Genomic DNA, 14,684 nt, shown 5'->3' with positions numbered 1-14,684 from the left:
TATTTTCATTTGCAAAATTAGTACAATTCAATTTAATCGCAAATTTCATTCTTATGATACGAAAGTTATTATTGTTGTTCATGTCTGTAATGGTGGGGCAATTGTATGCTCAATCATTAATAACGGGGAAAGTTACTTCCTCTGATGATGGTGAACCTTTAATTGGGGTTAATATTTATGAAAAAGGGACCACTAACGGTACCGTTTCAGATATAGACGGAAATTATTCATTGCAACTGACACAGGAGAATTCTACTGTCGTATTTTCATTTATAGGGTTTGTTGCCCAAGAGATGGCCGTTGAGCCGGGCCAGACGAATCTCAATGTTGTTCTGGATCCCGATGGCATTGCCATCGAGGAGGTTGTGGTTGTGGGGTATGGGGTTCAGCAGAAATCACATTTAACCGGTTCTATTTCAAAGCTTAGTAATGATAAGTTAAATGAAATTCCGGTGTCTAGGCCCGAAGATGCATTGGTCGGTAAAATTTCCGGTGTAACGATTCAGTCTACCGATGCTTCTGCGGGTGCTTCACCCACTATCAGGGTTCGGGGGATTGGATCCATCACAGCCGATGCGTCGCCCCTGATTGTATTAGATGGTGTCGTTGTGGACGCCGACTATTTAGGAAGTATGAACATGGATGATGTGGAGTCCATCGAAGTTTTAAAAGATGCTGCTTCATCAGCCATTTATGGTTCTCGTGGTGGGAACGGCGTTATTATGATCACCACCAAGCAGGGAAAGGAAGGGAAACCTGTGTTTAATTTCAAAGCCTATTACGGGGTTAGATTTACTGAAAGTTTTGATGATAAATTCTATTCTATAAGTGAATGGGCTGATAAGGTTAGAGCCGGGAATGGAGGTGAACTAACCGACCCAATGAAATATATCATGGAACTTGGAACAGAGACGGATTGGGTGGATGAGATCTTTGACGGTGGTATCATTCAGAGCTATTCTTTAAGTGCTCGTGGCGGTACCGAGAAAACCAAATATTCTGTTTCCGGAGGCTATCTTGAAGATGAAGGTGTTTTGCTTACCGATAACTTTGAAAAAGTTAACTTAAGGTTGAATATGGATACCAAAATTAATGATGTTGTTTCTTTTGGTGCCTCGGTGAGCCCCTCTTATTCTGTTAAAAGAGATTTCCCTATTCGGATTCAGGATGCATTACGTCAATCTCCCTGGTTGCTCATTTACCATGACGAAAATACCATACAATATGTTGACCGGAATACTTATCCCGATGTGGAAGTAGGTGACTATGCGATGGAGCGCCATTTTGACAATTATGACTTGTATGGCAATGGATCTGATGTGGATATTAGTACCACCTCTAACGTTAACCCTTACGCCAAAGTTGTAGAACGAGAATTTAAAACGTATAAATTCCAGTTATATTCAAAAGGTTATATCACGCTTAATTTTAATGACCATTTGTCTTTGACTTCTTCCCTGGCATTAAATTATAGTACCAACCGGGATGAGGATTGGCAAGGATCGTTATCGCACCGGAATGGCGCAAGCGCCGTTTATTCTCTAAGCACCAATGATGTTTATTATCATGGCGTAAACGAAAATATTTTTAATTACAGTAATCGTTTTGGGCAACATACTATCGATGCCGTTGCAGGTATTGCCTTTGAAAAATGGCATAACGTTTATTCCGATATGGAAGGTACCGGATATGATTTTGATTATATCCAAACGATAAATGCAGCGACCTCTATTTCGGAGGCTATGACCGAAAAGGCGGAAGAAACCATGCAATCCTTCATCAGCCGGTTCAACTATTCCTATGATAATCGTTTGTTGCTTTCTTTAAGCGCCAGATGGGATGGCTCTTCTCGATTTGGAGAAGATACAAAATATGGTTTTTTCCCGGCAATATCTGCCGGATGGCGGATTTCAGAAGAGGATTTTATGGAAAGTGTGAACGCGGTATCCAATTTAAAGATTCGTGCCAGTTATGGGGTTACAGGGAATAAAGAGGGGATAGGTCTTTATGAAGCTATTTCTAGAGTAGTACCCGTTTCGGCGATTATTGGTGGGGCTGCTACCGGAGGTTTTGCGCCATATAACATCGCCAACCCGGATCTGGGCTGGGAGAAATCCGAGGAAATCAGTGGTGGTATTGATTTGGGGTTATGGGCTAATAAACTCAATATTTCTGTTGATGCCTATCAGAGACGGAGTAAAGATTTGTTACTGGCTCAGGAAATTCCAGGGGTTACAGGTTTTGAGACGGCTACAATGAACATTGGAGAAGTGAAAAACAGCGGTTTTGAAATTGAGATTGGTGCACAACCCATACGATCGACTAATTTTAAGTGGAATACATCACTCAATATGTCTCACAATGTGAATGAGTTGGTCGATTTTGCCGGTGCCAGCGGACTAATCACTTATGAAGATGATAAAAGAGCAGCTGAGTATATTGCCTTGGAAGGCTATCCCATTTCATCATTTTATGGGTATGTTTATGAAAAAGATATCCCTAATGAATATCTTAATGACCCTTTTTATCCAATAGGAGGCGAAAGTCAGGATGTTTATGTGAAAGATTTGAATGGTGACGGACAAATCGATTCGGATGACCGGGCCATTTTAGGGTCGCCATATCCTAAACTGGTTTGGGGTTTTAGCAATACCTTGAATTACCATGACTTTGATTTAAGCTTTACATTCCAGGGGTCGCATGGGGCTAAAGTTCGAAATTTAGATCCTCAATATTTCGGCAATCAGTTTTCTTCAAATATGGACTATACGGCCGACTTCCCTGATGCCGACAAAGTGGTTCAGCGAATTTATACCGATCTGTGTGTTCAGGATGCTTCCTATATAGCGCTTAGGAATGTAAATCTGGGGTATACCCTGCCACAGAATTTGGCTTCTAAAATTGGAATGAAGAATGCCCGTGTCTATGTGAGTGCTCAAAACCTTATTTTCTTGACTGCGGATGAATACACCAGTTTTAATCCTGAAGGGGTGACAGATAATACAAGCCCACTGAGAGGTGGCTACCAGGTTGGGGCAGCACCTGTCTCTAAGGCGGTTAGTTTTGGTGTAAATCTTAATTTTTAAACTGCAAAAAACAGTTGAAAGATGAAAAAGCTTAAAATATTCTCAATATTAATTGTCGGGTTGTTGTTTGGCGCCTGCGATGATTTTCTTGATCTGAACCCAATAAGTGACTTAGGGAGTGGCAATTTCTATAAAACAAATGATGAAGTAGAAGCAGCCGTTATCAGTGTTTATGATGGGATGCAAACATTTGTTCAATATGAATTTGCGCTCGCCGAGATGAGAAGCGATAATACAAAGACCAATCTCCGTGAAGGGGAATGGGCCCAATTTGAAAGTATGAATGTGGATGTTTCTAATGCTACTGTTGCTCAATATTGGATGGATAATTACAAACTGGTATTTCTGGCCAATACTGTCTTAGAGCATTTGGATATTGTTTCCGATCCTGACGAGAGGGCCCAATTTGAGGGAGAAGCAAAATTTGCGCGTGCCTTCGCTCACTTTAACTTAGTGAGAGCCTTTGGCGACGTCCCCATTATTAAAACCATTGTTTTGCCGGGCGATAAAGATACCGGTTTGAGACAACCTGTCGAACAGGTTTATACCGCCATTCAGGAAGACTTATCGGATGCCATTGAGTTATTGCCTAATAGTGAAAACATGCCGTTTGGCAGAGCCGGAAAAGAGGCGGCTCAGGCTATGCTTGCTAAGGTTTATCTTACCATTGGGGATCACGCCCAAGCAAAAACCCTTTTAGAGGAGATTATTACCAATGGTAAGTTTGAGCTGATGGATGACTATCACGATGTTTTTTACAGCGAAGGAAACGATGAAATAATTTTTGCAGTTCCGTTTATTCCTGATGACAGTGAAGAGAGTCAAATTTTTTCATATGACTTTACCTGGAAAGGGAGAGCCAGTGGACTCAATTATCCTACATTGGATTTGATGAGTCAGGTTGATCCTGCAGATGCCAGATTTAACACGCTCTTCTATTACGATCCTCAAGCTATCTCGTCGGGAGGATATGAATGTGGTAAATTTCGCTCAGATGCTTCCAATGAGGAACTTAGCGGCAACGACTGGATTGTCCTGCGCTATGCCGATGTTTTATTGATGTATGTGGAAGCCTCTATAGGGGAAGGTGATTCTACTTCTGACGCACTGGCATTGGAGGGATTCAACGCGATCCGTAACAGAGCCGGGTTGTCGGATGATTTTTCAAGTGTAACCAAAGCTGACTTATTGAAAGAACGTCGAATCGAATTAGCCTTTGAAAACCATAGGCTCTATGATTTGGTAAGGTTTGGGGAAGCTGAATCGGTTATGACAGCATTCTCACAAACCGAAGAAGCTAATTTTGTTTTTAATGCTAATGATTTGTTGTTGCCTATTCCCCAAAGAGAAATAAATCTTAATTCTGGGTTGAAACAAAATCCAGGTTATTAGTAGCGCTTTTTTAGTGATTTGCAAAGAAAAAGGGATCCCTGACTTTTTATGCGATCCCTTTTCTTTGGGTATTTGAATGGATATGGTAAAAATTTTAGGACTCTTTTTGGCATTGTTTTTTGCTGCGACAAAAACGATTTCTTCGCAAAATAGCCATGATGGATGCAAAACGTATGTGTCGGATTGCTTTTTGATGGAAATGTTGGATGATGAAAATAATGAGGAAATTAAAGGGATTGTAAGGGAATACAATAGAGGAAACCATGAAAAGGGGTTAAAGCAATTTACTTATTATTTTAAAGAAAGACTTAAAGAGAGATTTTTCTTTTCTCATGATGACTTCCGACAAAGATTTTCTCTGTACAATCAATTGTATCCGTCATCCGGTCAATATCATCAGGATGAGGCGAAACAACACATGGAATTATATTCACCGGAAGTTCCGTGGAAAATGCCATTTGTGAATCTGAAGGGAGAGGTTGTTACATCTTATCCCTACAGGCACTTAACCAGGCAACATAAAGCGGATGATATCGCTTTCATGTATTATTATACCAATGAAGAAACCTATTTGAATTACATTCCGACTCAGGCACAATCGTTAAATGACGCTTTTGGGAAGGGAGAATATGAGCGTGTTGAAGACGGAAATGGCGTTTTTGAAGCCTTTCGGGCCGGGAATCGGGTTTTCAACTGGCTTTTGGCTCATCAAATTCTATTGGCTTCTGATCAATATTCCTGGGAACAGCAACTGGTTATTATTAAAAATCTATTGCTTACCGCCTCCAAAATTGCAGAACACAATAAAACTTATAAACAAGGCAATCATCAAACCAGGGGGATGAGCGCATTGTTAATGATCTCTTTGATTTTTAAAGAATTTAACGATGCGGCGGATTGGCAGAGGTTAGCCATAAATAATTTGGAAGAACATTTAAGAAATGAAGTATATCCCGATGGGTTCCAGTTTGAAAGAGGTGTCCATTACCATCAATCAGATATATTCAATTATTTGTATGCCTATCAAGCCGCTAAAGTCAATGGCATTTCTCTAAGTCCCATATGGGAAGAAAGGCTTAGGGGGATGTTTGATGTGCTTACCAAAATTGCATTGCCTAATAAGAAAGCACCCGTTCTTCAGGATGATACCGACAAGCCTTGGGCCGAGTTTAATGATATAGACGAGATCATGTGCGTGGGCGCTATGATTTTTGGCGACCCTGTCTTTTCTTATTTTGCTTCTGAACTGCCGCCAAGAGCCTATTTCTGGTTATTATCTTCCGAACAACTGAAGCAATTAGTACGGCGGTCTGCTCAACAACCGACTGTGGGAAGCGTCGCTTTAAAAGAGGTCGGCTACTATGTAATGCGTCAGGGATGGAATGATGAAGACCTCTATTTAATCATTAGTGCAGGGGTTACACAACAGAAACCTGATCATCAGCATGGCGATGTCCTGGGGATTCAGGCTTACGCCTTTGGTGAAATGGTGTTGCCCAACTATCAGGTGCGTTATTTCCTGCCGGATCTGGCTGAGTTTAAGAACTCTTTTACTAAGAATGTGGCCCTTGCTGACTCCGTCCCTCAGGGTACAATGTGGAAAGGGAATAAAGGCGGAAGTGGTTTCGGAAAATGGGAAAACTTGCCAAATCCGACAGTACATGCCTGGGGAAGCACGAATAGTATCGATTATTTTGTGGGGAGCCATGACGGGGATAAGGATCAGGGAATTGACTATTTCCGGGGAGTTTTCTTTCTAAAAAATGCCGGATGGCTGGTTCGGGATTATTTTGTTTCCGAATGTTTGGAGAATCATTCGTTTCAGCAGGTTTGGCAAGGACATTATAGTCAAGAAAGCCAGTTTCATATGAGGTCCGTTTTTCCCTCTGGTGCCGGGCTTGATATTGTTCAGCTGTTGCCTGTCTCCGATGAGGTGGGGAGGGCCATTAGAAGAGGAAAAGGGCGCATTGTTGTCGAGAGTCGATCTGGGCAGACTTGCGCATTTACGACTCTGTTATATCCCTTTGCTTCATTTGCTGATCGGTTGGAGCTTAAAAATACTGAATTTAAAGATCTGACTTTCGGGGAATGGAGGCTGTATGAGAAAACAACCGGCGACGGGAATAAGGTCGTCTGCCTGGAAAAAGAGAATGACCGCTTGATTCTGGGATCGACCTCATTTAAGTTAGGAGATGACGTGGTGCGTATTTCCGGAAAAGAAGCGGATTTGTTCGTGGAAAAAATTAATAATAACCAATATAAGATTACAAACTGCGGGATTTCCTCTGTTTCCTTTACCAAGGGGGCTGATTCTTTTAATCTGGCAATTGGGGATTCTTGCATTGTTGAATCAAGTGGACCATTTAGCATTGAATAATTAAAAAGCATTTTCCCATGAAGAAAACATTCTTATTCGTATTCTTTTGTGCATTTTTTCTATGTGGATGTGGATCGGAAATAACAGAGGAAGGACCTGCTCATCCCAATCTTATTTTGACGAATAGTTCTGTCAAGGAGGCTAAAAAATTAAAAGAAAAGTTGCCGCTTTTGTCCATTTCATTTGAAAAATTAAAAACGAGGACAGACCAATTGATGAGTCAACCAATGGATGTTCCGATTCCGGTGGATCCGGCAGGTGGATATACGCACAACAAACATAAAAGCAATTATATCGCAATGTATGGTGCCGGTGTGCTGTGGCAACTTACGGGTGAAGAAAAATATGCTGAGTTTGTTAAAAATATGCTGCTTGAATATGCAGCACTTTATCCTCAACTTGGCAGACATCCCGTTAAAGCCTCCTATGCCCCGGGAAAGCTTTTTTGGCAGTCGTTAAATGAGGCCGTCTGGTTGGTGTATACCATTCAGGCTTATGATTGTGTGTTCAGTTACCTTGACCCCCAAGACCGATTAACAATCGAAACCAATTTGTTAAGGCCCTATGTCGACTTCCTGTCTGTTGAATCACCGAAAGTGTTTAATCGGGTTCATAATCATGGGGTATGGGCCGTCGCTGCTGTGGGGATGACCGGATTGGCATTAAGGGACGATGAACTCGTAGAACGTGCCTTGTATGGTGTTGAAGGCGATCAACCGAAGGATAAGGAGGCCAATGAATCGGGTTTTCTGGTGCAGCTGACAGAGTTGTTCTCGCCCGATGGGTATTATACGGAGGGACCCTATTATCAGAGATATGCCCTATTACCTTATCTCCTGTTTGCCCAGTCGTTGGAAAGTAATCGGCCCGACTTGAGAATTTTTGCTTTTAGAGATAGTGTTTTAAAGAAAGCCGTATTAACCACTCTTCAGTTAACCAATGTTGATGGACGGTTCTTTCCTATTAATGATGCCATTAAAGAAATGTCGCTGGCTGCACCCGAACTGGTGAATGCCGTGGATATAATTTATAACGTCGATCAATCACAAAAAGAACTGTTAAGTATTGCCCGGCAACAAGGCGAAGTTGTTTTTTCCCGGGGCGGTGTGGCCGTGGCCAGAGATCTCGAAAAAGGAGAAGCGAAACCTTTTATCAGAAGATCTCGCCAATTCTTTGACGGGGCTCACGGAGATAAGGGGGCCATCGGAGTGCTTCGGTCGGAAGAGAGAGAACAAGCCATTGTCATGAAGTATGCCTCACATGGGATGGGGCATGGGCACTTCGATCGATTATCTGTGATGTTTTATGACAGCGGTCATGAGATTTTAACCGACTATGGTGCGGCAAGATTTGTAAATATCGAGTATAAGCATGGCGGTCGATACCTTCCCGAAAATGATACCTGGGCCCAACAAACCATTGCTCACAATACATTGGTGGTCGATCAAATGTCACAGTTTGGGGGCAATGTAAAGAAAGCCTCGAAAACCGATGGTACCCCCTGGTTCTTCAAAGTCGACCAGGAAACAGTGAAGGTGATGAGTGCCAAAGAATTGAATGCTTATCCCGGCATATCATTGCATCGGACCCTGGCATTAATTGAAGATTCGGTATTGTTGAAAAATCCCCTGATAGTAGATGTTTTTCGGGCCGCTTCCGATGCCGATCAAGTTCATACCTATGATTTACCTTTCCATTATGACGGACAAATCCTTCATACCAATTTCCCTTATGAGAGATTTAAGATTCTCAAAGCTTTTGGAAGCAGTAATGGTTACCAGCATCTATGGAATGAAGGAGCAGGATCGCCCGGGGATCGTGTGAGCCGGATTGTTTTTCTTAATAATCGAAGTTTCTATTCTGTTAACACAGAGGCACAGGAAGGAGATACGATCTTTTTTACCCGTCTTGGCTCAAATGATCCGGAGTTTAATTTGAGAAATGAGCCTTCCTGGGTTTTGCGCCGTCACAAAGCCGGTGGTAGTCTCTTCGTGTCAACGATAGAAGCTCATGGATACAGAGACTATGAAACCGAATTGATCGATAGTCCTTTTGGTTCTGTTATGAATATTGAGACTTTGATGAATACCGACGATTACACAATTGTTTCCGTTGAATTGGTGAATAACAAGCGCATTATCCTGGCTATATCCAATCGCGATCGTGAAGCGACTTCGCGTCACCATGTGAAACTTAAAGACGATAAGGAAGTCAGCTGGGATGGGCCTTTTAAGATGTATGTGAATGAGTAAATGCTGTGCCCATAACTTTTATATGTTTTATTTTTAACTATAGGGATTTTCGTGGATGCTTTAGAGATTTTGTTGTTAGTTTTAGCTGGGATTCTTTCCGGATTTGTCAACGTGGTTGCCGGCGGAGGGTCATTGTTGACATTGCCTTTGATGATTTTCATGGGGCTGCCCTCTGGCGTGGCAAATGGCACGAATCGGATTGCAATAATTGCCCAGAATGTTTTTGCGGTTTCCAATTTTGCTCGCAAAGGGATCTACGAATTTCCCTATAGCCTTTATCTGGGGGCTGCTGCAGTTGTGGGGGCCATTATTGGGGCCAATCTGGCTGTAGATATTGACGAAAAAGCCTTTAACCGATTTCTGGCATTGGTGATGGTTGGCGCTGCTTTTTTTATTGTTCGGCGAAAACAGAATACTATTAGTGACAACGCCAATATTAGTTCCAAACAGTTGGTTTCAGGTCTTTTAGTTTTCTTTCTGCTTGGTATTTACGGCGGTTTTTTACATGCCGGTATTGGATTTTTAATCATCCTTGCCTTAACCAAGATCAATCACTTTTCCCTTATGAAGGCGAATAGCATAAAAGTATTTGTTGCGCTGGTCTATTCTATTCCCGCTGTTGGCGTGTTTTTATTCAACGGGATGGTTGATTGGAAGGTCGGAATTACTTTGGCTGTCGGCACTTCTTTAGGCGGGATTTTGGGCAGTCATTTAAATATGAAAGGTGGCGAAAAGTGGATCAAAATAATTTTGGTATTGGCCATTATCGGTATGGCCATTAAACTTTGGTTTTTTTAATGCAATAGGGCGGTCTTCTCTCATTGGCGAGAAGACCTTGTGATATTATTATTTGCAATTACTGAAAAGTTTTTGAAAAATAAGTTGTTATGAGAAAGATTTTTACGATAAAAAATTTAATCCTTGTTTTTGCTTTTTTATGGTCTAATCAACTCCTCTCGCAAGAATTTTATGACGATGGAGAGGAATTATCGGAAGCAGTGAATGGTGCTACTACCGGGGGTGAGTTTGTTGTTAAAAACGGAACCTATGCTGATTTCGAAATGCGTTTTGAAAATATGGCTACCGCCGAAAATCCTATCATCGTCAGGGCCGAAAGTGTTGGCGGCGTTGTGCTTACCGGATCCTCGTATTGTGTGTTTAAAAAATCCTCTTATATCACCTTAGAAGGTTTTGTCTTCGATTGTTCCGATAATAACACTTTGGTCAAACTGGAAGGGTGTAATAATATTCGTATCACCAGAAATGTTTTTGAAACGGATGCCACTGAGTCTGTTAAGTGGGTGTATGTGGGGGGTGTCTATAATGATAACACGATGCCATTCCAGTATCCAAGTCACCACAATCGAATCGATCACAACATTTTTCAAAATAAGACCACTCCCGGGCATTTTATTACGATAGATGGATCTTACGATTCGGACGATAACGCTTATCAATCACAATATGATGTTATTGACCACAATTATTTTAAGAATAACGGGCCAAGAGCTGTCAACGAGCAAGAATCTATCCGGATTGGGTGGAGTGATATGTCTAATTCCAGTGGCTTTACTACCGTTGAGTTTAATTTGTTTGAAGATTGTGACGGGGACCCGGAAATTGTTTCCGTGAAATCGTGCGATAATATCATTCGGCATAATACCTTCAAAGGTTGTTATGGAACGCTTTCCTTCCGTCATGGAAACAGAAACAGAGCCGAAGGAAATTATTTCTTTGGAAATGGAAAAGAGGTTGGAATGTCAGAAGAAGGTGCCACTCTTTATACGGGCGGCATTAGAATTTACGGTACTGATCATGTTATTGTCAACAATTACTTTGAAGGATTGACCGGAACCAAGTGGGATGCACCTATTACCTTAACGCTTGGAGATGCCATAGACGGACAAAGTTCAAATTTAACCAAACATTTTCGTGCCGAGAATATTATTATCGCCTATAATACCCTGGTAAATAACAGTCATGGCATAGAGATAGGGTTCGATAACAATGGGAAGTATTCAAAAGATTTGGCAAATATATTAATTGCTAATAATCTAATTACAGGCTCGGAAAATAGTCTGATTGCTTTTATGGACGATAATGATCAGGGTGATAATATTACTTGGAAAAATAATTTGGTTTATCCTGTTGAGTCTGCTTCTTTGGTGTCGGGCGCTACCACCACAACTTTTGAAGACAAGGAAGTTATTAATGAAGATCCTCAATTGGTTTTTGATGAAAATGATCAAATATGGAAATCTTCAAGTGAAACGCCTCTTTTTGAAAATGGCGTTGAAAGCGAGAATGTTTCCGTCGATATTGAAGGCCAAAGTCGTCCCGCTTCCAGTAATCCCGGCTGCGATCATTTCAGTGAAGAGGAAGGGCAATATAAACCTTTGACCACTGAGGATGTAGGCCCTTATGCTTATGAAGATGATTCGGAATCGGAAATTTTATTTGTAAGTTCTGTGGGTTCTTTTGCTGCAGAGGGAGAAGAAAAAAAGGTGGCTGTTACGGCTAACCTTGAATGGTCTGTTGCAGAGGATTACGATTGGATATCTGTAAGCCCTTCTGCCGGCCAAAATAATGATACCATCTTAATTGCGGTTGCTGAGAATGTAGAATTTGAAGATCGAGTTGGATATATTACCATTTCCGGAGGAACTATTTCCAGAACTTTAACCGTTACCCAGCAGGCTGCTGATGTCCATCAGGGGCTCTACCTTATAAATGATGGTAGCGATAATGATAATGTATCGGTATATTATGTCTTTGATGAAGAGGTGACCGATTCCAAGAACAATGTGGCGGAACATGCCTTAGACAAAGATTTTGATACCCAGTGGTCCGGTTTTGGCTATGGCGGTGAAATCATTTTTGACCTGGGGGCGGCTTATGATTTAGCATTGGTGGATTATGCAACCACCGATGGTAAAACTTACGAATTGCAAATTTGGGTTTCTTCCACAGGTGCTGAAGAGGAAGATTTTGTCAATGCTTTCCCCGATGAGGAAAATTTGGTGAGTAATACCAATGACGAATTCAAGAGTTTCCTTTTACCATCCATCGTTTCCGGGGTTCGTTACGTTAAAATAATCGGATATGGCCAGCCCTCCAGACCCAGTGAATGGAATACAATTACAGAAATTGAATTTTATGCAGCGAATCCTCTGTCGGTGGTCGATAATCCCGGGCAGAATAATTCAGGTTATTCGTCCTATTTTGTTGACAACCAGTTTTATTTTGATGGAGGGAGGGTTGCCGTGAAGGCAATGGCGGTTTTTGATCTTCACGGAAAGATGTGGATGAAGAAGAGGTTCGACTATAGTAGTGCTATACAGAAGCAGGATTTGTCATTCTTGCCGGATGGGATTTACATTGTTCGGCTTACCTATGAAGATGGCTCCGTAACCAGTAAGAAAATAATAGTGTCACATTAATTGATTCAGTCTGGGTGGCAACCTAAGCAATAATTGGTTTTTAACTTATTTAACAGAGGGAAGCGTTTATGAAGAAGTATTTCATTTTATGGATTAAAAATTTATTGTTATTCGTCTTTGGGAGTTTTCTGATTTGCTTGACGGGAAGTTGCAAGTCCAATGATGAAGAAGACCATGTTCCACCCAGTCCTGTGACCAATTTGGCGGCATCGGCTTTGGATTCGCAGGTTCTTTTGCGATGGACCAATCCGAAGGATGCAGATTTTAGCCATGTGGAAGTAAAATACAACGAGGAGGTAGTGGTTACATCCCGGGATAGTCTACTCGTGGAATCATTGGAGAATGGTGTGGAGGTCCTTTTTTCCGTTGTGGCTTTTGATGAGACAGGGAATGCCTCCGAAGCAAGATATACTAAGGCAACTCCTGAAGCTGCCCGATTGTTTCCCGCTGACATCATTCCGAACCTGGTGGACTGGAAGGTTACTTTGCCTGTGGACGACCAGGGGAATGATAACTCTTCGGTGACTGATGTGAATGAACGAAATACTAATCCTTTGGAGATTGGGGGCCAGGATTTGATCGATTATCAATATGAACCCTATTTTAGAGCTCAGGATGGTGAAGTGGTTTTTAGAGGGCATTGTGCCGGGGTTACAACTTCAGGATCCAAATATCCTCGGTGTGAATTGAGACAATTGGTTGGTGGTGGTGATCATTACTGGTCGGTGCAGGATTATCAAAAACTGGAAGTTGAAGTGCGGATTTTGCATACCCCGGAAAGGAAACCGGAGGTCTGTTTTGTCCAAATTCATGGGCCTGAAGATGAGCCAATGCGACTCCAGTATCATGCCGATCAAGGCCTCTACTTGGTGTGGAACGAAGAGAATAAAAAATACTTTAAGCAAGATGTGCCATATGAATTGGGGCAAAAACTTAATGTGCTTGTCGAAGTTGAGGGGGGTGAGATTACTTGTAAAGTGGTAAATCTGGCGAATGGAAAAGAGTTCTCATACACCTGGACATCCAATGATCAGGTTGGCTATTTTAAGGTTGGTTGCTATACGCAATCATCCATCTTCTTAAGTCAAATCAAAGAAGGTTACGACGATGAACCTTTAGATGCTTATGGTGAAGTGGCCGTTTCTAAAATTGAATTGGTGGAAACTTTCTAAATCTTATGGAAGGATTGGTCATATCTGCAGATGTTATGCCAACAGACCCTAAACGATGACTCCGACGGATAATTGTGTGGTGTTGTGTTTCCCATGCCTGCGAATAATCCTTTTGTCGCAGGCATGTTTTTTTTTGATGGGCCAGGACGAACCAGGTGTTGAACCCGAAAAATGCATTAGAAAATCTATTACGAATTAAAATTGCTGCCAATCAAGTCGCAAGCTAACTTGTCTCAATTCACCATAGCGATGCTATGCCTCATTTCAACAAGTTCTTGATTGATTGCACTTTTAATTCTCATGACGAAGTTCTAATGCATAATTCGGGTTGAAACGTTGGGGAGGGGCCCTGAAAGCTTCAATACTAACCCACGAAAAGGGGGTCCATCCGGAAATGACCAAAAATTAGTTTGGAGAGTGTGTGTATTACCCCTTTTCCTGATTGAGATTTCTTTAATGGAGCGTTGGTTGCTTTCCACGAAAACAGAACAGCTTAAACTCAGACAAGTCATAAATTGGTATCAGTCAATACAGAGAGGGAGAAGAAGGATTGTACAAAAAGTCAGGATGTAAAGCTTTGAAAGGAGTCTGAAAATGGGCACTTTGAAGTGTTTGCATGCTGTTTAATAGATTTCATGCAATGGTTATCCCAACCCCCGGTATAAGGTTATCCCAACCTCTGGTATAAGGTTATCCCAACCTCTGGTATAAGGTTATCCCAACCCCTGGTATAAGGTTATCCCAACCCCTGGTATAAGGTTATCCCAACCCCTGGTATAAGGTTATCCCAACCCCTGGTATAAGGTTATCCCAACCTCTGGTATAAGGTTATCCCAACCCCTGGTATAAGGTTATCCCAACCTTTGGTATAAGGTTATCCCAACCTCCGGTATAAGGTTATCCCAACCCCTGGTATAAGGTTATCCCAACCTTTGGTATAAGGTTATCCCAACCTTTGGTATAAG

Annotated in this window: 7 protein-coding genes; all 7 read left to right on the top strand. The window is 41.7% G+C overall.

All coding sequences use genetic code 11. The features are described from left to right. Positions 1-53: 53 nt before the first annotated feature. The 7 genes from ACT29H_RS16415 to ACT29H_RS16385 all read left to right on the top strand — a co-directional run bounded on the left by ACT29H_RS16415 (position 54) and on the right by ACT29H_RS16385 (position 13,719). A complete protein-coding gene (locus tag ACT29H_RS16415; RefSeq protein ID WP_444822743.1) occupies positions 54-3,086 on the top strand; it encodes a SusC/RagA family TonB-linked outer membrane protein in 3,033 nt (1,010 codons plus the stop codon). 21 nt (positions 3,087-3,107) lie between these two features. Next, positions 3,108-4,478, top strand: a complete 1,371-nt coding sequence (locus ACT29H_RS16410; protein ID WP_444822742.1) for a RagB/SusD family nutrient uptake outer membrane protein — start codon at positions 3,108-3,110, stop codon at positions 4,476-4,478. An 82-nt stretch (positions 4,479-4,560) separates the two neighbouring features. Beyond that, positions 4,561-6,855, top strand: coding sequence for a heparinase II/III family protein (locus ACT29H_RS16405; RefSeq protein WP_444822741.1), 2,295 nt, complete (start codon positions 4,561-4,563; stop codon positions 6,853-6,855). 17 nt (positions 6,856-6,872) lie between these two features. Continuing rightward, positions 6,873-9,107, top strand: coding sequence for a heparinase II/III domain-containing protein (locus ACT29H_RS16400; protein ID WP_444822740.1), 2,235 nt, complete (start codon positions 6,873-6,875; stop codon positions 9,105-9,107). Positions 9,108-9,158: 51 nt separating this feature from the next. Further along, on the top strand, positions 9,159-9,905 hold the full coding sequence (locus tag ACT29H_RS16395; protein WP_444822739.1) for a sulfite exporter TauE/SafE family protein: 747 nt from the start codon (positions 9,159-9,161) through the stop codon (positions 9,903-9,905). 89 nt (positions 9,906-9,994) lie between these two features. Continuing rightward, positions 9,995-12,547, top strand: a complete 2,553-nt coding sequence (locus ACT29H_RS16390; RefSeq protein ID WP_444822738.1) for a chondroitinase-B domain-containing protein — start codon at positions 9,995-9,997, stop codon at positions 12,545-12,547. Positions 12,548-12,615: 68 nt separating this feature from the next. Next, complete coding sequence (locus ACT29H_RS16385; protein ID WP_444822737.1) at positions 12,616-13,719, top strand: polysaccharide lyase family 7 protein; 1,104 nt, start codon at positions 12,616-12,618, stop codon at positions 13,717-13,719. Positions 13,720-14,684: the final 965 nt, after the last annotated feature.

The sequence above is a fragment of the Thermophagus sp. OGC60D27 genome, assembly GCF_052400625.1.
Classification (GTDB): domain Bacteria; phylum Bacteroidota; class Bacteroidia; order Bacteroidales; family Marinilabiliaceae; genus Thermophagus.
Note: the sequence above shows the minus strand (reverse complement) of the source record. Positions and strands in the feature narration are given on the sequence as shown.